This is a genomic window from Arcticibacter sp. MXS-1 (genome assembly GCF_041902385.1).
GTDB lineage: Bacteria > Bacteroidota > Bacteroidia > Sphingobacteriales > Sphingobacteriaceae > Arcticibacter.
The window spans coordinates 4,598,685-4,619,278 of record NZ_CP169244.1; the positions used below are offsets into that span (position 1 = coordinate 4,598,685).

The window sequence follows — 20,594 nt, forward strand, 5'->3', positions numbered from 1 at the left end:
AAGGATTAGATGATGTCAAAAGTAAAGTACAGTATCACTTTATTATCAGTTGGGAGGACAACCTGTTTACTGTCCCGGCGGCATCCGGCGTATAGGCAGCGTGAGCTTTATACAGGCATTCAAACGGAACTTGGGAACCTGTGGGAACGATGCGAAGAGAAAAGGTCAAGCGGAAGAACCCGCAAGTCCGAAAGTATCGATGCGTTCCACAGGGGCAGAGCCACCCGTAGTAGTGATGACTGCTTTGGAAACATAGCAAGAGCGAAGGGGGGCGTTATCAGGCGCTGTACATTAATAGAAACTGTTTAAGGGGTAACCTACAGGAGGTATAAGATATGTACAGGCCAAAACCAAATTGTATTTCGAGAAAGTCGGTGCAGGAAGCCTACTTGAAGATCAAAGCCAATAAAGGGGCAGCAGGTGTAGACCAGATGAGCATGGAAGCTTTTGAAAAAGAGCGACAGAAACATCTGTATAAGCTCTGGAACCAAATGAGTTCCGGCAGCTACATGCCCCCTTCAATCAAGTTGGTGGAGATACCCAAGAAAGATGGCGGTAAAAGGCCATTAGGCATACCCACCATAACCGACCGTATCGGACAAGCGGTAGTAGCGGAGAAATTGGGAAAGGTGGTCGACAACCTTTTCCATGATGATTCCTACGGCTACCGAGCTAGGAAATCTGCACTACAGGCAGTTGCCAAAGCACGTGAAAGGTGCTGGGAATATCACTGGCTGCTGGATGTAGATATCAAAGGGTTCTTCGACAACATTCCGCATGACTTGCTTATGCTGGCAGTGGAGAAACATGCAGAGGAGCAATGGATGGTACTGTACATCAAAAGATGGCTGGTAGCCCCCTTGCGACTGGAAGACGGAACAATAGTACCACGGACGAAGGGTGTGCCGCAAGGCTCCGTTATCGGCCCGATACTATCGAACCTCTACCTGCATTACGCAATGGATATGTGGCTGATGGCCAACTATCCTGACCTTGCATTCGAACGCTATGCGGACGATGCGGTCATTCATTGCAGAACCGAAGGACAAGCCATCCGCTTAAAGGAGTTATTGGGCAAACGGTTGAAAGATTGCGGGCTGGAAATGCACGAAGACAAAACAAAAATAGTCTTCTGCAAAGACAGTAACCGCAATGCGAAAACGCCAAAAATAGTGTCGTTCGACTTCCTTGGTTACACGTTCAAGCCCAGACAGGCACAGAACAGCCAGCGAAAAGAAAACTTCACTTGCTTCTTGCCGGGAGTAAGCACAAAAGCATTGACAGCAATGAATAAAAAGCTGAACGAGATGCCGATACTGCGCACACCGGGCATTGAGATAGAAGAAGTTGCCAAAACAATAAATCCTGTCCTGCAAGGTTGGGTCAACTACTACGGGAAATTCTATAGTGCAAAGCTAAGAAGCTTTATGCAAAGAATAAACGCAAAGCTGGCCAACTGGGCAATACGGAAATACAAAGGGTTAAGAAGCAGTGTGACCAGAGCAATGAAGTGGGTAAGCAGTTTATACAACCGCAAACCCAACCTGTTCGCTCATTGGACATTCGGCGCAAAACCCAAACTGGAATATAGATAACGGGAGCCGTATGCGCGGAGACGTGCACGTACGGTTCTGAAAGAATCTCAGGCTGAAATGCCTGGGTTTACTTACTAGCTGGTCCATGTAACGTTAGACATAAATAGCCCTCGGGTTACTATTTCTTCAAAGAGATAGTAACCCTTTTTATTGACCGGCATGGTGAACGTGGGGCTAAGAGTGGACTATCTGCGATTGCTGTTAATGTCCCGGGGGCCGTCCCTTTGATGGTATGGGAAGGCCTAAGTCAGACTTTGCAGGAGATATACTCATGTCGGGAGCTTCTGCCAATGAATCCGGCAATATAATCAGACACGCCTTTCTACCGTTACCCCGAGGGTACATGGAAAAATATGTCAGACCATTTTGCAGGTCATGTTCAGCGTTAAAATCTATCCCTCAATTGATAAAAAGCTGTGAGGATGAGGAGTGATGTCGCGTGACACTGCTTTTTCAAATTGCAGGAGAACCTGACACTTGTCAATACCTCCTCTATTGCAAGTCAACCCATACCGCCTTTTTCTGCAAAGGGATCTTATATGCGCCGCGCTCCTTAGCATAGACCTTTAGCTTTTCATCCAGCCGGGCAGCCTGACCAATTGTCTCAAAGCGCAGAAAGGCGGTGGGGGTACTTTCGCTACCCTCCTCCAGCAGCATCCTTAGCTTGCCCGATGCAGGATTAAAGGCTATTGTCCGGATTCGACCAGCATCGAGTGTCAGCCAAAGCTGCAGGGGAGCAATGAACACCCGCGACTTCCCTGCTGTTGTGAGATCTGCATGGACCCACTGCCCCTGCCTTCTAACATTAGCACCAAAACCAAGCCAGCCAAACTGAGGATCGTGCACAAGGTAAGCCCCACTATTGACGGCGTAGCCATAGAAGTTGCAGCCGTAGTCGCCTGAGAGTCCGTCTATTTCGAGCGTGGATGGATAGGAATGGAAAGCAGCAGGACCAAAGCCATCCTCTGTAATATTGGAGATCGCTCCGAGCAAGCCTCCCTGCCCCACCCGCAGCAGGTAGAGATCCTCAGGATTCTTTCGGTATTCCTTCAAAACAGGAATCGCGTTGAGGCCGGAGCCATAGTGATGCAACTGTCGTTCTATCCGCTGTAGCTTCCCGCCATAAAGGAAATCCCAATACCTGCGGGCACTTCCGTTATATCCCCAATGCGGCAGGGTGGGCATATAGGCGAGGATAGCATGGAGGGTAACATCTGCCTTCGCTGTATAGCCAAAATAATCAGACCACATGTAAACCTCCTCCTGACCGGTAGAATCCCAGGGCATTTCACTGCCAAATGGATATTGCAGTGAATTCCAAAGATCGGCCCTCTTCTTCATCGCCGCTTCAAGCTCGAGCGCCTTTGCATTGAGCCCCTCCGCCTTCAGGTCCTGCAGGATCAAAAGGAAAACGCTGCCCTCCATCTGCCCGAACTGTGCGTAATGGGGCGCAAGTCGTACCATAGCCAGAGAAGTCTGAAAGGCGTTCTCAAGGTACCAGTCCCATCTGTTTTTCGAAACGAGTCCCTGGTAGTTCCTTGCCAGACGGTAGAGCACCCAATGGGCCGCAGCTACATGCGGGTAATTATAGGACCGGCCCGGGGATTCAGCTGCTTTGATATTCCAGGCCGACCATGTCTTGAAATTAATATCATTACTGTAAGTTTCGGGAGGCATTTTATCGGGCTCGTAGTAGAACAGGCTTTTTCTCACCCCAAACTTATTCTCACCCTCCTTGTACTGTATTCCGCCCCATAATGTCTCATTGACAAAGCGTTCCAGCTTCATCACCTCATCCTTGTCGGGCAGTATCAGCTGCTTCATTACGGCGCCGAGCCAGCTGCCCGCTCCCCCTTCATCACTTAGTCCCGGTATCCAGGCCCTGCTGTCCTGCTTTACCTGCTCTTTTCTCTCGTAATCATAGCTGATGACAGAGGGACTTCTGCGGAAAGGGTCCTGCGGGTCTTCAAACCATTGCTCCCGCGTAAGGAAGCGCCCAAAATCAGCAATCACCTCCTCCTCTGCCTTGATGACCTTGTAGTGTATAGTCTGACGCAGGCCATCCTGATAGGTGATGGTCAGGCGCGCCCTCCCCCGGATCTTTCCTTTAACCGAATAGGCCTTCCAGGCTTTGTTTTCTGCCTGCCGGGGTTCAAGTATCAAAGCGCCCTTTGGTTCCACTTCAAAAGAGCGGACAGGGCGCGGGTAGCCAAGAAATAACGAAGCGTCGGTACCCTCGGGAATCACATATCCCGGAACTCCTGCAGCAACGGGCCTGCCCTTTGAGGCAAGTGTCTTTTCTATGGTCCTGATAGAGTTTGCCAGGACAAACCGCAGCCCCAGGCTTCTAGACTCTCCCGGCTTCAAAAAGAGCGAAGTAGGTTCGTTCCACTGTCTGGCAGATTTCCATTCCTTTTCTGCGTAGGCCTTGCTGCAGACCATCCATTCGTGGAAGCCTTCGAAGGTGATCCCTTTCGGAGTAGGATCCTTAAGCAAAGGATTATAGGCCTCAAAACCCGTGTTTTTATAAGGGAGTACAAGCAGCACCTTTCCCTCTCCACTCAGCTTTGCTACCTGCAGGTAGCCTGCATCCAAACCAATATAAGGATCAAAGAAAACGTTCCGGGCATGTGCTACTTCCAGCGTTTTGCCTTCCAGCATATTATTGAAGATCAGCGGAAGTCCCAGCGCGCCAATCTCAACTGCTTCCTTTCCTTTATTCAGAATTTCGAAACGAAGAACAAGCTCGCCGTTCACATTCTCCCAATAGCGCGCGACTTGAAGAGGTATAGGAGAACTAAAACTTTGACTGAGGTCGGCAGCAACCAGTACTCCCCCACCCGGTTCAAGAGCCTTAACAGGCATCCTCTTTTCTGCTGTTGAGAAATCTTTCCAATCCGTTTCGCCTGCTGTCCTGAGGCGGAGATTAATGTCCCCCAGATGGTACATCCCATCTTTCGAACGCTGCTGCAGCCATTCACCGGGCGTAAAATCGAAAGAGGGCTCATCTTTAGTACTAAGTGCCGCCACCGTCTGCGATGACCGGACCAGCTTCAGCGAGAAAGAAGGCGTGCTAACATCTATATATCCCTGAGCCAGATCCAGAGAAGAAGGCATTTTGGCGATTTTGTCCCAGGGCGACTGCGCACGAAGCGTTCCGGCAAAGAGCAGGATTACCATTACGGTGGCTATCCGGAAAGGAAGTTTAGAGGTATCGAAGATTAGCATCATAAAAAATCGTTTATTGTCCGTGTGACTGGCTGGCCACCAGCAGTTCGTCTTCGTCACTGACCCTGCTCCCGGGTTTACTTTCCTGAAGAAAAGGAGTGACCAGCAAATATACCAGGATGGTACTGCCGAGCAGAGCGATGAAGAACCAGTAATAACCCGCGCCATGAAATTGTGAAAAGAATCCCCCTGCAGATATACTCTTGTTGACGAGAGCCGTGAAGAGGTTTCCCAAAGCCGTGGTAAGAAGCCAGATGGCAGTCATGGTACTTTTCATCGACTTAGGCGCCTGGGTATATGCATATTCGAGACCAGTGATTGAGACGAGCACTTCAGCTGCAGATAAAATCACATAGGCCAGGATCTGCCACCATACCGTGGGATGAGCGCCGCCATCAATTTCAGTCTGAAGCAGAGCAATGATGGTGAAAGAAGCCAGAGTGAGCACTAGTCCGGCTCCAATCCTCCTAAGGGGAGTGGTCTTCAATCCCAGCCGGTCAAAAAAAGGATAAACAAGATAATTGAACACAGGAATGAACACGAGCAGAAAAAACGGGTTAACCGTCTGGATCTGCTCAGGCAAAAGCTGGAAGCCGAATATGGTTCTGTCGAGTTTGGTAGCCTGCAAGACCCACTCCGATAAGTTCTGATCCCACATTGCCCAGAACACCGGGATAAAGCAGAATACCGCCAGTACACGGTATACCGACTTTACATCTTCCACTTTCTCAGAAAGGTACTTCTTCTTTGCTACATCCAGAACAGAGCGTCCTTTTTCCTTTTTTCCCATATTGAAAAGGGCATAAAGAGAAATAAAAACGAAATTATTCCGGTTGACTCCCGAGGGCGGCACACGTACATATCTCTTCCTTCCTGCAAAGAAGATGATCGTAGCGAGCGCCATAAATATTCCCGGAATCCCGAAAGCCCACTTCGCTCCGTAGTTTGCATAGATCAGGGGGATCAGGATGGTCGACAAGACAGATCCGGAATTAATAGCAAAATAGAACCAGCCGTAGATCTTTGACATGAGATGCCTGTTGCTTTCGTCAAACTGATCGCCCAGATTAGCAGAGACGCAGGATTTGATACCCCCCGCACCTACCGCGATCAGGAGCAAGCCATATTGAAACATGGTCAGGTCCTGCTCAAACAGTGCCAGGAAGAGGTGCCCAAAGCAGTATACGACCGATATGTACAGGATCACCTTGTACTTTCCGAAAAACCAGTCCGCTGCAATTCCTCCTACAAAGGGCAAAGCATAAGCCAGCGAGACAAAGAAATGCGTCGCTTCATTGGCTTTCGCCTCTGCCACCGTCTGCAGCGCCGGATTCATCGAGGGATTAAAAAACTGCGCAACAAGAAAAGTAGCCAGGATAGAGCGCATACCATAGAAACTGAAGCGCTCGGCACCTTCATTAGCAATTATGAACGGAACGCTTACCGGGAAACGCCCCTTTTTCACAGATTCTGACATCTTATAAAATTGAGGCATAAAAGCGGGTCACGCTAACCGGATTTTTACCGTGTTCTGCATTATTTTATCTTTTTTAAACCGCGACTTCACTACCTGCTATTTTCACAGTAAATTGCCCCATCCTGATCCTTTAATTCTAAGAACAAAGTCATGTTTAACAAAAACACATATATCCTCCGCCGGGAAGTCTTAAAGAAAAAGATTGCAACAGGCGTCATGCTCTTTCTGGGAAACGAAGAGAGTCCCATGAACTATAAAGACAACGCTTATCACTTCAGGCAGGACAGCTCTTTCCTTTACTATTTTGGGATCAGCGCTCCCGGTCTGGCAGCAGTGATCGACCCGGAAGAAGACCAGGAGATCATCTTCGGTGATGAACTGTCTATTGATGAGATCATCTGGATGGGACGGCAGGAAACGCTGCAGGAAAAGTCTTACCGCGCCGGAGTACACCTTGTGCGCCCGGCCGCTTCACTACCGGAATATATTCAAAAAGCATTAGAACAAGGCCGGCCGGTGCATTATCTGCCTCCTTACAGGGGCGAAAATACGCTCAGGCTGATGGAGCTTTTGGGGAAGACAGCAGCGGCATGCGAACGCGATGTCTCTGTTTCGTTGATCAAAGCCATTGTCGCGCAGCGCTCGGTCAAAGAGCCGGAAGAGGTTTCTGAAATAGAAAAGGCGGTCAATATCACAAACGAAATGCACCTGGCAGCTATGAAGCTTGCCAAACCGGGAATGATTGAAAATGACGTTGCTGCTGCAGTTCACCGGGTGGCTTTAGCTGGAGGAGGCAATATTTCCTATCCGATTATCCTTACCGTCCATGGTGAAACGCTGCACAACCACTATCATGGCAACCTGCTGGAAGAGGGAAAGATGGTGCTGAATGACTCAGGGGCAGAAACGGGCATGGGCTATTGTGGCGACCTTACCCGTACTTTTCCTGTAGCAGGAGCATTCAGCGCCCGTCAGAAGGAGATATACAATATCGTGCTGAAAGCGAAGGAGGAAGCTGCTGCCGCGGTTCGACCGGGCGCGCGTTTTATAGATGTACACTTTCATGCCTGTAAAGTGCTGGCTCAGGGCTTAAAAGACATGGGCCTGATGAAAGGGAATATTGATGAAGCGGTAGCGACCGGCGCGCATGCCATGTTCTTCCAGTGCGGACTAGGGCATATGATGGGTCTCGATGTGCACGACATGGAAGACCTTGGCGAACAGTACGTGGGTTATACGGAAACGCTTAAGAAGGAGCGGCAACTATTCGGACTAAAATCACTACGGCTGGGCAGAGAGCTTGAACCGGGATTTGTCCTTACCGTTGAGCCTGGGGTATACATTATCCCCGACCTGATTGATCTCTGGAAATCAGAGAAAAGACATGAAGCGTTTATTAATTACCAGGAGCTTGAGCATTACCGCGACTTCGGCGGCATCCGCATTGAAGACGATTATCTTATTACCGAGTCCGGATCGCGCAAGCTGGGTGAATACCTGCCCCAGACAGCGGAAGAAGTAGAAGAGATCAGAAAGGCGGCGCTCAAAGCGTAGCAGGATTATTGCAAGCCTGCCCGGTACTGCGCGCTTATATAGGCTTTAAGCAGTACCATTTCCCTTTAGATCATATTCTTTAACAAGAGCTTCTGCAGGAATGTGAAGCAGTGCGCTAAACTTTCTAATCATTGTTAGGGATGTAGCCTTCCCATTTTTACTTAATACTCAATACTTACCACGCGCAACTCACAACCCGCAACCCCACTCACTTCCCGTTCCGCGCAGGAGGCTCTGCACGCAGCAGATGCTTAACAAAGAAATCTCGCTTTTTACGTCTTCCATACGGACCGCCGTCACTATGTCCCATGCCGGGGATAGTGAGCAGGTCAAAGTCCTTATTCGACTTAATCAGCGCGTCCGCCAGGCGATAAGTAGACTCTGGAGGAACGTTCATATCCGCTTCCCCTACAATCAGCAGCAGGTCGCCGCGAAGTTTGGAAGCATTTGTAATATTAGACTGTTCATCATAGTGTTTTTTAACAGGATATCCCATCCACTGCTCGTTCCACCATTGCTTGTCGATCCGGTTGTCGTGGCATCCGCAGGCAGAAACGGCAGCCTTGTAAAACTCAGGATGAAAAAGAAGGGCACCCGTTGAATTCTGCCCGCCAGCCGAAGTTCCGTACACTCCTACCCGGCTGATGTCTGCCTGGGGATATTTCTTCGCCATCGCCTGCATCCAGAGGATCCGATCAGCGAAACCAGCGTCTGCAAGGTTCTGCCAGCAGACATCGTGGAACGCTTTGGAGCGGTTCGCAGTTCCCATTCCGTCGATCTGAACAACGATAAATCCCAGCTCTGCAAGGCTCTGCATCTCGCTTGCCGGCAGAAAGCTTTTCGGAACAAAAGAATCCTGTGGCCCGGCATAAATATTCTCTATAACGGGATAACTTTTAGCCGGATCCATGTTGCTGGGCCTGCAGATCACACCCCAGATATCCGTCTCTCCGTCGCGTCCCTTCGCCACAAACACCTCGGGAAGCTTAACACCGGTGGCCTGCAGTCCTAATATGTCGGCTCTTTCCACCTCCATTACCTTCTTGCCGTCCACCGTACGCTTGAGCACGACCACCGGCGGCACGTTTACCTGAGAATAGGTATCGATAAAATAGCGGCGGTCGGGAGAAAAGGTGACCGAATGCTGCCCTTTCTCAGGGGTGAGATCGACAAGGTTCCTGCCATCAAAGCCGATACGGTAATAGTGTACAAAGTAGGGATCTTCGCCGGCATTCATACCGCTGGCCTTAAACCAGATCTCACGTTTCCGGCTATCCACACTGTCTATGTCACGCACCACCCAATTTCCCTTCGTGATCTGCTTCTTTTCCCGGCCGGTCAGCTCGTCAATAAGATAAATATGACGCCATCCGTCTTTCTCAGTTATCCAGACAATCTCATGTGTATCGGGGAGGTAACGGGTATAGATGCGCTGCTCATAAATAAAAGTCTTAGTTTTTTCGTCAATGATGTTCCTGGTCTTACCTGTTTGTGTATCCACTTCAATGATTCTGAAGCGCTGATGTCCGCGATCCACTTTCTCGTAGGTGAAATATCTGTTATTTCCCTTGCGCCAGTGCAGTTGCGGTGCCCCGAAGAAATCGATCTTTTCGGCATCGACCTTAATCCCCTTCTTGCTGGCAATGTCGAACACATACATCTCGTAGATTGTAAACTCGTCGCCCGGCTGCGCATACTTCTGCGACTTCAACACACCCCTTGTTGTTCCCGGCACAGAAGAAAGAACAAAGTACACCTCCTTCTCTTCCCGGGGGTCAAGATGGTACGCAACGAGGCTTTTGCTGTCGGGGCTCCATGAGAAATCACCATATGGGCATTCCACAGTCCCGTTGCTGGTAAACTGCCTCTCCTCACTGCTATTCAACGATTTTGCGAACAGATTGCCGTCACGAATGAAAGCCATCCAATGCCTGTCCGGCGAAATGGAGTCGCCTCTGGAACCTTCCCATCTCCAGGTTCTCTTTTGCAGGGGTCGGGTCGGCTCATACCTCACATAGTCGGGATACTCAATCTTCTTAGTTTCCCAGCTCCCCAAATCGCACTCATACCAGCTCTCCCCCTCTTTGACCTTCACCTTCCTGTGGTCAGAACTGTAGACCAGCTCATTCAGCGAGAGCTGCCCGGACTGATGCTCTTTGCCGGAAGCTTTAGTCAAAGCCGCAGCCATCTTATTATGGTCGAAAGCTCTTATTTTTGATCCCGTCTGTGCGTCGACAAGCCAGTACTCGTTCACATTATCCTTCAGCCGGTTCTGATACCAGAATACATTCCTACCGGGCTGCCAGTGGGGCACTACGTACGATTTGAAAACCGACTTTTTCAATAAAGTGTCGAGCTTTTCTGCTCGCTGGTAAGACTCATACACCTCTGCTAAGGACGGAAGATAGGGAGTGAGATGCCCCTGAGCACAGACATAAAGGGGCAGGCTAAAAGCCACCGACAAAATAAAGGAGATACTGAAGCGGAACATGCTAGTAAAACTAGGAAGTAGCGACTGGCTTGTTTTTCCTTAAATTATCCTATTCTAGCAAGAGATTAACCAATCAAAACAAGGCTTGGGCAGGAGTATACAGGGATTCAATAAAATGGGCGCCTGTGATTGGCACAGGCGCCCGGATGTCGGAGTTTGTATTAGTCGCCCTGGGAGACCGAAGACGGCTGGTCATTCGCTACCAGCTGCCGTCCCCAGAAATGCTCATCCTGCTCTTTGCGAAGCTGATCGATCAGCCTGCCTTCAGGGAGGATTACATCATCGTAGGTCAGGACCTGATCCTTTGGAATATCATTCTTCAGAATACATCCCTCTGCCACGCCGATAGGAAGCAGATTCTGCGTACGCCTGACATCTGCATTCTCGCATAGTCCGTACGTCATATAGTGACCTATCCCGTCGATCGTATCGCCGGCTTTCAGGTCTGTTTTCGCAGCAGCTACTACTTCTACCGTCGGTTTTCCCAGCGGTGTTAATGCTGCGTCCTGAAACAAGACGGCCCGGGCTGCGGTAAGAGGGGCTTCGAAATGGCATAAGTGATAGGGAGTATAGAACAAATACAAAGGTCCCTCGCCCAGCTTGTAGAGGTTCAGGTAATGCTTCTGTGTCGGGTGATCATGTGTTCCCAGAACGAAAACACCAGGCCCCGGCTCGGCACCTACAATATAATCTACAATACCGTTACCTTCCAGTAACTCCTCCAGCGGATACAGGTCCATCGCCTCCTTCAGCGGTGTACCCGAAGGCACTGTCGGACCAAGCATCCCGCGTCTTGCAACCCGCATTCCTGTTCCGTTCGCAACGATGGCTTGCTCAAAGGAGATCTTACTTCCGTCAGCAAATGAAGTTACCATTGAAGGCTGCTGCCCCCATTTCTTTGCAAATCCCTCCTGAGTAGTGGGGTTGCGATAAGGATCATGCAAGCCCTTAATATTTCCACAAAGCACGGGTTTCACACCCAGGGATTTCACAAAGCGATACAGGTTCATCGTCACTCCTGGCTGGTCGCCATCGGCGTTCGTAAAAACCACGCCAGCCTTGTCGGCATATACTTTCAGGATGGGGCCTACTGTGCCGTCCACTTCGGCGTCCATCAATACGATATGCTTCTTATGCTGGATGGCTGCCAGTGCTACCTTCGCGCCAAACTCCACAGCACCCGTTACCTCAATAATAGCATCTATGCCTTCTGCCTGGCATAAAAGCATGGCATCGTCGGTAATGCTGGGGCGGCCTTCCCGGATGTTATTTTCCAGCTGAGAGACAGAGCTGACTTCCTGAACCTCTGTTACTCCGGCCTCCTCATAAGCCCTCCCCGCCTTTTCAATTGTCCTGTTCGATATGGCCACCAGTTCCATACCGGGCACATAGCTGCATATCTGCAAGGCGATGCCCCGGCCCATAAAGCCTGCGCCGACCATGGCCACACGCACCGGGTTCCCTTCTTCCTGTCTTTTTTGTAAAGCGGTATCTACTATAATCATGATGTTCGATTGAGTGTATTATATTAGATTAGTGTCCATCAGACCAGTTGTTCCGAATTTAAAAGCGGATGGACCTGATCTTTAGGAGATATGACGACCGGCTCAATTGGCCATTGGATGTTAAAAGCGGGATCGTCCCACCGGTATCCTCTTTCTGCCTGAGGGGTATAAAATTGCGTTACCTGATAGGTAACGTCCGTATTATCCTCAAGCGTGATGAATCCATGGGCGAAACCTTCGGGTACATACAGCATACGGAAGCTGTCGGCCGTAAGCTCTACTCCTATCCATTGTTTGTAGGTAGCAGAGTCTGAGCGCATATCCACAATCACATCATAGATAGCACCTCTTGTACATCTCACCAGCTTCGATTCCCCGAATGGGTCCTGCTGCATGTGCATACCGCGCAGCGTACCGCGCTGCTTATTATGACTCACATTGGCTTGCACCACGTTAATATTCAAGCCATGTTCCTTAAACTCATTTGCGCAATACGACCTGCCAAAAAAGCCGCGGTCATCTTCCAGGCGCTTTACATCAATGATAAAGGCGCCCTTTAATTCTGTTTCGGTAAAGATCATTTGTAAAGGTTTAGATTGATTCAAGTTCGGTTTGAGAAAGCTTGCTTAACTTGTGCTTCCACTCGAGATTTTCCGTAATTGCTTCTGTTTCCTGCAAGCCGGTCAGCACTTTCAGTCTCATAAGGGTAGAATCTCTGAACTCGCCATTTTTGAAGTTCATAGCCGATAATCCGTCGCGCAGCTCTACGATTGCTTCCTGAAGTGATACCGCTGGCTGGTGATAAGGCGCGAGCGACTTAAACAAATCAAAGTTCACACGGTACGAGCGCTTGTCGGGCACTGCATCGGGGTTGATCGTGACGGTTGTTCCCGGAATAACAGCAGCCACGGCTTCAGCGAGCTCTTTCACCTGATAGTTCCAGTCATTGCTTCCCGTATTGACAGCGAGGAAACTGCCCACGCCTGTGTCGCGCGTCACAGCCCATTCAATGGCGCGTGCCATATCCTTCACGTGGATGAGCGGCCTCCATGGACTTCCGTCGCTCAGGATATTAATCTGACCAGACGCCACCGCTCCGGCGACGAAGTCGTTCAACACTAAATCCAGTCGCAGGCGGTTGCTCATTCCGCAGGCCGTAGCAAAACGCAGGCAAGTAACGGTAAAATTCTGATCAGCCAAAGGCTCCAGCTCCTTCTCCGTGAAAACCTTTGAGCGGGCATAGGCAGTCAGCGGATTAAGCGTTGAGCTTTCCGTCTTAGCGCCATCCTCAGCCGCACCGTACATGCTGCAACTGGATGCAAAGACAAAGGAACGCGCTCCCGCTGCCTTAGCAAGCTTTGCCACCCGTATACTCGAACGGTAATTCACGTCGAGCGTAACTTCTTCATATCGGGATCCCATGGGATCATTGGAGATAGCGGCAAGGTGAACGACGGCGTCGACACCCTTTAGGTCTTCAGCTGATATCGTTCTCACGTCACCAAAGATCTGCTGGTCAAGCTGCACCTCAGGAAGAGCGGAAACGTGGGTCAGGCAGGACGCAAAATACCCCATATCGTAACCAATAAGGGTAGCATCGGGAAAAGCGGCCCGAAGTTGACGGACAACACCGGGACCTACATATCCCATGTTTCCGGTGATCAGAATTCTCATATTAAACTGGTTTGATAGTAAACGTTTTATTTATAGAGGCAGATGTTAGGTTATAAAATCAATAGCGGTACTCCTTAAACGACTACGCGAGTCTTCACTTTCTGTAACGACTCTTCGTGCCATGGGGCAGTGCCCGATTGCCACAAGCCTTCCAGGTAGTTTTTGTCCCGCAGCGTATCCATAGGCTGCCAGAAACCGGTATGCCTGAACGCCGACAGCTCGCCTTCCCTCGCTAAGGCTTCAAGGGGCTCTCTCTCCCAGATCGTTTCATCATCTGAAATATAGTCAAAGACCTTTGGTTCGAGTACAAAAAAGCCTCCGTTAATCCACGGCATTTCTTCACCATCAGGCTTCTCGCGAAAGTGGCCTACCTTTGTGTCCTGGGATGAAAGATTGAAAGCACCAAAACGGCCCGGCTGCTGTACGGCGGTGAGCGTCGCCAGGGTGCCCTGCATGCGGTGAAAGCTCAACAGCTCATCGAGATTTATGTCGCTCAGCCCGTCTCCATAGGTCATGCAGAAGGTTTCGTCCCCCACGTACTCCCTTACTCTTTTCAGGCGTCCGCCAGTCATCGTTTCGTGACCTGTATGGACGAGCGTCACCCTCCAGGGTTCTGTGTTCCGGCGATGCACCTCCATGCTGTTCGTACGCATGTCAAAGGTTACGTCGGCATTGTTCAGACTGTAACTCGAGAAATACTCCTTAATAACATTGCCTTTGTAACCACAACAAATGATAAAATCGTTGATGTCATAGGCTGAATAAATTTTCATGATGTGCCAGAGGATCGGCTTTCCGCCAATTTCCACCATAGGCTTGGGTCGCACACCACTTTCTTCACTGATTCTGGTACCAAATCCACCAGCAAGAATTACAGCTTTCATGTTGAGATATATTAATTTAAATAGACTAGGCGTGCAAAAAACCTAAAAGGTCTGCGTTTTTTATCCGGTGAGCGCTACCGGCTACCGTTCTGCCTGTTATACAACGCGGTGTCTGCCTGATCAGACAAGGCGAGAATTGTCCGGCAAGACATCATTACAAACTGTTCCGTCTGGCAACTTTGTCACCTCTCTGCAGGTCAGGATAGCGGATACAAAGGGAAGAATAATCGATCTGGACATAGGAGCGTTAATGTTACTTTGCTAAATATAAAGAATCCTATTAAAATACCAATTATTTATTTATCGTTCAGGAAATATTAACAGTAAAATTTTGCTATGTTAACAAAAGCGATACAATACTTTTGCGGGTGTTTAAAAACACATCCCTTAGTAATGAGGCCTTGCACTTACAAGAACCCTGCCTGCTGGCCGATGTGGCAAAATGATCAAATAATCAGTTAATATCCGGATAAAAATACCAGATCCATCTCGTAGCTTCGTGTTATACCATTGGCTATGACCCACCAGCAATTCATTTCAAACGTCCGCCTTGCCATGGAGCAGGCGAATATCGATGCCTATCTTGTTCCCTCTTCAGACCCTCATATCAGCGAGTACATGCCCGAATATTACAAATGTATCCAGTTCGCCTCCGGCTTTACCGGATCTGCAGGAACACTTGTAATTACGAAGCAATTTGCGGGTTTGTGGACCGACTTCCGATATTTTGAGCAGGCCGGGCAGCAGCTGAGCGGCTCAGGATTCGAGCTGGTCAAGCTAAAAGTGCAGCACACGCCCGAGTTCATTGAATGGCTGTACGAAGAGCTGCCCCCGGCTCTGCTGTCGCATTTGACGAAAAGCTTCTATCAGCGCAGGTGGGCCGTGCCATCAGGGCCGATCTTGCAGCAAAAGGGATACAGGTCTTGCCGGCAGATCTGCTTTCTCCTCTGTGGACCGACCGCCCCCTCTTCCTGACGGGCCTGCCTTTCTGCTCTCAGAGGAAGATTCAGGACGGTCGGTAAGGGAGAAGATCAACGATGTCCGCAAGGAGCTTGTTAAACAAAAGAGTGAATATTTGCTCCTGTCGGCCCTGGACGAGCTGGCCTGGCTTTTCAATATTCGCGGCCAAGATGTTCCATATAACCCCGTGACCCTTGCATTCGGCCTTATCGGACTCTCATCCGCAACGCTTTTTATTCAATCTAATAAGTTAAAGCAGACAGAGGTCCTGGCACTTCGTTCAGAAGGAGTAGAACTTCAGGATTATGACAAACTGGAAAATGCGCTCCTCCATATTCCACCGGGTCACTCGCTTTTCCTCGATCCGCTTAAGAACAGCTACCGCCTGTTCCGGCTGGTTGAAAACCGGCTTAGTCTGCGCGAAGGTATTAGTCCGGTCAGCCATCTCAGGTCCGTGAAAAACCATACTGAAGTACGCAATATGAAGCTGGCGATGATCAAAGACGGCGTAGCGATAACGCGTTTCTGCAAGTGGCTGCAAGAAAACATCGGCGTCCTGCCCATCACCGAGCTTTCCGCAGCCGATAAGCTTCGGACGCTGCGGGCAGAGCAGGACGGTTTTGCAGGAGAGAGCTTTGCCACCATCGGTGGATATAACGCACATGCGGCACTGCCCCATTATACTCCTGCCCCTCACACCGATGCTGAGCTGAAGCCAGAGGGACTTTTTCTGGTTGACTCCGGCGGACAGTACCTTTACGGCACCACGGACATTACGCGCATGATCCCGCTGGGGCCCGTTAGTGAAGAGGCAAGGCGCGATTACACGCTTGTGCTGATGGCTCTGATAGAAGGCTCGTCGGCCAGGTTTCCGGCAGGCACCTGCGGCTATCAGGTGGATGCTCTCTGCCGAAAGCCGCTGTGGGAAGCAGGAATCAACTACGGCCACGGCACCGGTCACGGCGTTGGCTACTACCTCAACGTCCATGAAGGCCCGCAGAACATAGGCCCCTCAAACGCTCCCGTACCACTCCGAACAGGCATGATCACCTCCATAGAACCGGGAATTTACCGTCCGGGCAAACACGGTGTCCGCATTGAAAACCTGACGCTGTTGGTACACGCAGAAACGACTGAATTCGCCGATTTCCTGACCTTCGAAACCCTTACCCTTGCCCATATCGACACGAGTCTGCTGGATCCCGACCTGTTAGAACCCAAACACGTAAAGTGGCTGAATGACTATCATCATAAGGTATTTTTGGCACTATCACCAGTGCTCAGCGCCACAGAGGCTGAATGGCTGCGAGAAAAGACAGCAGCGATAAGACAACCTGACGAGAAAAGCTAGTCTGCTTCAGCGCACTTACATACTCGCCGTCATGATGCAATAAGACAACCGGGCTAGAAAAGTTAGCCCGTCCGCTGCCTCAATATGCTTTATGCTTCCTCGGCCAGTATAACTGGATCCGGCTTCTTTCCTTCCAGCCACAAAATCAGGTAATAAACCGGAATGCCCGAAAGCGTGATGATCAGACCCGGCCAGGTATACTGGGGCTTATAGATGATGAGGAGAATGCAAAACGTGAGTCCCATCAGGATGTAAAGGATTGGCAGCACCGGATAGCCGAAGGCTTTATAGGGTCTTTCGGCATCAGGGCGCTTTTTCCGGAGGATAAAGATCCCGAGGATTGTCAGCATGTAGAAAACCACTACCACAAAAGAGATCATGTCGAGCAGATCCCCATACCGCCCGCTCAGACACCAGAGGGAGGCAATGACGCATTGGATCCAAAGCCCGATCTCGGGCACCGAGTTTTTGTTGAGTGTTCCTACCTTACGGATAAACAAGCCATCCCGGGCCATTGAATAATATACACGGGCTCCCGACATGATGATCCCATTGTCGCAGCCGAATGTCGAGATCATGATCATCACGGCAATGATCATCGTTCCTGCCTGCCCGAATATCACCTGTGAAGCCGTCACTGCCACGCGGTCACGCTCGGAAGAAGCGATCTCGTGCATCGACAGGACGCCGGTATACACCACATTGGTGGCAATATAGATCACGGTCACGATAAGGGTTCCCAGGGCCAGACTAAGTCCGATATTTCTCTTGGGATTCTTGATCTCGCCCGCGATAAAGGTCACATTATTCCAGGAATCGCTGCTGAAGATAGAGCCGACCATAGAGGCTGCAATGGCGCCAAATATCGCAATACTGGTATATTCAGCGATGCTCCCGTCGGGATTCAGCTTGTGTATATCCCAGGTGTTAGTCCAGTTCGCTCTCCATACGTCGCCTTTCAGCGCCCACAGCCCGAAAACGATCAGCCCGAGAAGGCTGAGCAGCTTGGTCATGGTAAAGACCGTCTGAATGATCTTACCGCTGTTGATTCCGCGGGTATTGATATAGGTGAGAAACACGATAACGAGGATCGATAGCAGCTGCGCTGGTGAGATCTGCAGAAAGCCGAGGTCAAGCGCTACGTCATTCTCGCTGAAAACAGGAAAGAGATAGGCGGTAAACTTGGCAAACGCCACGCCCACAGCAGCGATCGTAGCAGTCTGGATCACTGTAAAGAAGCTCCAGCCGTACATGAAGCTGATCAGCGGATTGTATGCCTCCTTCAGGTACACATACTGCCCGCCTGCGCGGGGGAACATAGCACTGAGCTCGCCATAACTCAAAGCAGCGGTCAAAGTCATGAAGCCGGTGATCAGCCAGACTACCAGGAGCCAGCCGGCACTCCCCACGTTCCGGCTGATGTCTGCACTCACTATAAAGATCCCTGATCCGATCATGCTGCCTGCTACCAGCATGGTGGCGTCCATCAGTCGTAAAGATGGCTTAAACGATGTATTTTCACTCATAAATGTTCTGCCCCGATTTTGTAGTGTAGATTTTTCTTGAAAGTGTATTTGTTTTTTAAAGGCCAAGAAGAACACTCAGTCAACTTTCATCCCCGTTTGAGAGCGCAGCTCATGAGTGTTTTTTGTGAACATTCAACTCACTTTCATCATCCGTTTGAGAGCCCAGCTCGTGAATGTTTTTCTTTAGTTGTTGTTGTTAAAATTGTAAAACTTCCATTTGGTAGTAAAGTTCTTTTCAGGGGGCTGCCTGGTGAGGATCGCTCTCAGCATTTCAATCGGCATGCCGTTCTCTTTCATCACCGCATCGTTAAAATCCCGGTACGTCATCTTCCCGCTGTCAACCAGCTCTTTCTTAAGACTCATGATCTGCAATCCGCCCACCAGATAGGCCACCTGATAAAGGGGACTATATCCGCCCTCGAACGATCTTCTTACTTCCCCTGCTGCATTTGCACGCTCATGCCCTACCCGGTCTACCAGAAAATCGATGCACTGCTGCGGCGTCCATTTTCCCAGATGGTAATTTAGGGAAAAAATTATACGTGCACAACGGTGCATCCGCCAGAACAGCATGCCGATCCGCTCCTCCGGACTTTTAGCAAAGCCCATATCATATAGAAGCAGCTCCCAATAAAGAGCCCATCCTTCAGTCCAGAAGGGCGTATTGAAATTTTCCCTGTACGGTTTGTAGCGGCTGTTCATAAAAAATTGAAGGTTATGACCAGGAATAAGTTCATGCTGCACCGTACCTCTTGAAAAATAAGGATTGTTCCCCCTCATGCTCATCAGTTTATCCTGGTGCTCCATGGTATTGGTCGGATAGGAAATACTGATCTCCCGGCCTCCCGTGAAAAAAGGGTTCACAAGCTGCCTTTCGGGGCTCATCATGATCATCTCCCAGGTTTCATCAGCCAGCGGGGGAATGGTGATCAGGTCGCGCTCCCTGATAAACGTGATTGCGTCATTATAGAGCTTCAGGATCAGTTCCGGCTGCTTCCCGACCGGAACGTAGGAGTTCTTCACCTTCTCCTGCGCTTTCTTCCAGTCCTCGCCGAAGCCCATCTCGCGCGAGGCCCGCAGCAGCTCCTGATCACACCAGGCAAACTCGCGGTTAGCCAGTTCAATGAGTTCCTCGGGGGTGTAAGGGATCATGTCGACCTTCAGCTGGCGGATCAGTTCCTCCCGGCCTATCGGCCGCCCCTTGATTCCGCTGCCATCCGCCTTCTGCGAAGTCTGAAACTTGCCCCTGCTGCTCATCAGCTCGCTGTAGGTAGTCAGTGCAGAATCGAGCGCCTTATATGGGGCAGGCACCCACCAGCTGAACAGGGGGTCGTAGCCCGAATAAAACTCATTTACCGCCTTCAGCCTTGCCCGAAGCCCGTTTAAAGCGTCGGCTCCCAGCTCAGCCCTGCGCTTGTCGAGGGTTTGAACCTTCTTTCTAAATGCCTGCGATGCATCCCGAACCTCAGAAACCATCTGGTCCAGCTCCGATGCCAGTTTCTGCGCATCCGGACTTGCCCCTCTCCGCCTGCCCTTCTCTATTTCATAGATCCGCGCAGCAAAAGGCATGTATCCGGCCACCTCCTGGTACTCCCTTTCCTCCTTCTGCAAATCATAGGAGTGCTCCGCAATATTCCTTTTCAGCAGCGTATAGTCGACCTTTCCGTTCACGCTCATCGCTTCGAAGTCGAGCGATTCAAGCTCCCTCAAATACGACTGATCGGTTTCCAGCAGCCGGCGCCGCTGTTCAGGCGAGTTCAGTACAGGCCGGTAGCGGCGACTGTAAAACGCCGTCACTTCGCGGGGCGAATAAAATGCGCCTATCGCACGAATATCCTGCTCATAGCGATAACTATATCCGGTCATTTCACTGGCCTGTTCATACAGGTCAAATTTCGCAGGCCGCTCCTGCGCCACGGCCACAGATATTCCGGCAAAGAGTGCCGCAAGCACGAAAGACCGCTGCTTTCCGGCAAAACAAAAGATAAAACACATGAAGAACAAAGGCTTTTCCGTAAAACTAGAGCAAAACGCACAGCGACCCTTTGCAGATATTACCAGGTACAGGCTATTTATTAACAAGCGGGGCCTAGAGGTAAACAAACGCTCCAGTCATTACGTTTTATAGAAGCAATGTTCTCTTGCCGGAGGCCAAAGAGGACTGGAATACAGCCCCGGTCTTTAAAGATACGCCGATGCCCCTGTAACAGCGCCTGACCATCATTGCCCCTGATTATCCCCTTACCTGATATGCAGCAGCGTTTAAGCAAGGAAGCAGCCACCATGTAGCCACGTTTTCCGTGCAAAAGGTGGCTCGAAGGAGGCTATTCAGGTGCTTTATAGATTCTT

At 50.2% G+C, this 20,594-nt stretch carries 13 protein-coding genes; 4 read left to right on the plus strand and 9 right to left on the minus strand.

Going from position 1 to position 20,594, the window contains the following annotated elements:
- The first annotated feature begins 335 nt into the window (after positions 1 to 335).
- Complete coding sequence (gene ltrA / locus ACES2C_RS19925) at positions 336 to 1,595, plus strand: group II intron reverse transcriptase/maturase (protein ID WP_374164804.1); 1,260 nt, start codon at positions 336 to 338, stop codon at positions 1,593 to 1,595.
- Positions 1,596 to 2,087: 492 nt separating this feature from the next.
- Here the strand turns inward: ltrA and ACES2C_RS19930 are convergent, their stop codons facing one another.
- Positions 2,088 to 4,826 carry a DUF5695 domain-containing protein gene (locus ACES2C_RS19930; RefSeq protein WP_374164805.1) on the minus strand — a complete coding sequence of 913 codons (2,739 nt, stop codon included), beginning with the start codon at positions 4,824 to 4,826 and terminating at the stop codon, positions 2,088 to 2,090.
- A 10-nt stretch (positions 4,827 to 4,836) separates the two neighbouring features.
- Positions 4,837 to 6,300, minus strand: coding sequence for a POT family MFS transporter (locus ACES2C_RS19935; RefSeq protein ID WP_374164806.1), 1,464 nt, complete (start codon positions 6,298 to 6,300; stop codon positions 4,837 to 4,839).
- A 150-nt stretch (positions 6,301 to 6,450) separates the two neighbouring features.
- Here ACES2C_RS19935 and ACES2C_RS19940 point away from each other — a divergent pair, with 150 nt between their 5' ends.
- Positions 6,451 to 7,854: an aminopeptidase P family protein gene (locus ACES2C_RS19940; protein ID WP_374164807.1), complete on the plus strand. Its 1,404-nt coding sequence runs from the start codon at positions 6,451 to 6,453 to the stop codon at positions 7,852 to 7,854.
- Between the two features lie 208 nt (positions 7,855 to 8,062).
- On the opposite strand, the gene ACES2C_RS19945 is transcribed toward ACES2C_RS19940, so the two are convergent.
- From ACES2C_RS19945 to rfbF, 5 genes are all read right to left on the minus strand, one after another.
- A complete protein-coding gene (locus ACES2C_RS19945; protein WP_374164808.1) occupies positions 8,063 to 10,345 on the minus strand; it encodes a DPP IV N-terminal domain-containing protein in 2,283 nt (760 codons plus the stop codon).
- 161 nt (positions 10,346 to 10,506) lie between these two features.
- Entirely contained in the window at positions 10,507 to 11,850 is a 1,344-nt protein-coding gene (locus tag ACES2C_RS19950; RefSeq protein WP_374164809.1) for an NAD(P)H-dependent oxidoreductase, read from the minus strand.
- Between the two features lie 38 nt (positions 11,851 to 11,888).
- A complete protein-coding gene (rfbC, locus tag ACES2C_RS19955; protein WP_374164810.1) occupies positions 11,889 to 12,431 on the minus strand; it encodes a dTDP-4-dehydrorhamnose 3,5-epimerase in 543 nt (180 codons plus the stop codon).
- Positions 12,432 to 12,441: 10 nt separating this feature from the next.
- Positions 12,442 to 13,524, minus strand: coding sequence for an NAD-dependent epimerase/dehydratase family protein (locus tag ACES2C_RS19960; RefSeq protein ID WP_374164811.1), 1,083 nt, complete (start codon positions 13,522 to 13,524; stop codon positions 12,442 to 12,444).
- A gap of 74 nt (positions 13,525 to 13,598) precedes the next feature.
- The gene (gene rfbF, locus ACES2C_RS19965) at positions 13,599 to 14,408 is read right to left on the minus strand and encodes a glucose-1-phosphate cytidylyltransferase (RefSeq protein ID WP_374164812.1); all 810 of its coding nucleotides are present in this window, start codon (positions 14,406 to 14,408) and stop codon (positions 13,599 to 13,601) included.
- Between the two features lie 516 nt (positions 14,409 to 14,924).
- On the opposite strand from rfbF, the gene ACES2C_RS19970 reads away from it, so the two are divergent.
- Both ACES2C_RS19970 and ACES2C_RS19975 read left to right on the plus strand, forming a co-directional pair.
- Entirely contained in the window at positions 14,925 to 15,383 is a 459-nt protein-coding gene (locus ACES2C_RS19970; RefSeq protein ID WP_374164813.1) for an aminopeptidase P family N-terminal domain-containing protein, read from the plus strand.
- On the plus strand, positions 15,358 to 16,719 hold the full coding sequence (locus ACES2C_RS19975) for an aminopeptidase family protein P (protein ID WP_374164814.1): 1,362 nt from the start codon (positions 15,358 to 15,360) through the stop codon (positions 16,717 to 16,719). The genes ACES2C_RS19970 and ACES2C_RS19975 overlap by 26 nt, the downstream gene beginning before the upstream one ends.
- 89 nt (positions 16,720 to 16,808) lie before the next feature.
- Here ACES2C_RS19975 and ACES2C_RS19980 read toward each other — a convergent pair whose 3' ends face one another.
- Together ACES2C_RS19980 and ACES2C_RS19985 are read right to left on the minus strand one after the other, a co-directional pair.
- Entirely contained in the window at positions 16,809 to 18,245 is a 1,437-nt protein-coding gene (locus ACES2C_RS19980) for an APC family permease (RefSeq protein ID WP_374164815.1), read from the minus strand.
- Between the two features lie 183 nt (positions 18,246 to 18,428).
- The gene (locus ACES2C_RS19985; RefSeq protein WP_374164816.1) at positions 18,429 to 20,240 is read right to left on the minus strand and encodes a DUF885 family protein; all 1,812 of its coding nucleotides are present in this window, start codon (positions 20,238 to 20,240) and stop codon (positions 18,429 to 18,431) included.
- Positions 20,241 to 20,594: the final 354 nt, after the last annotated feature.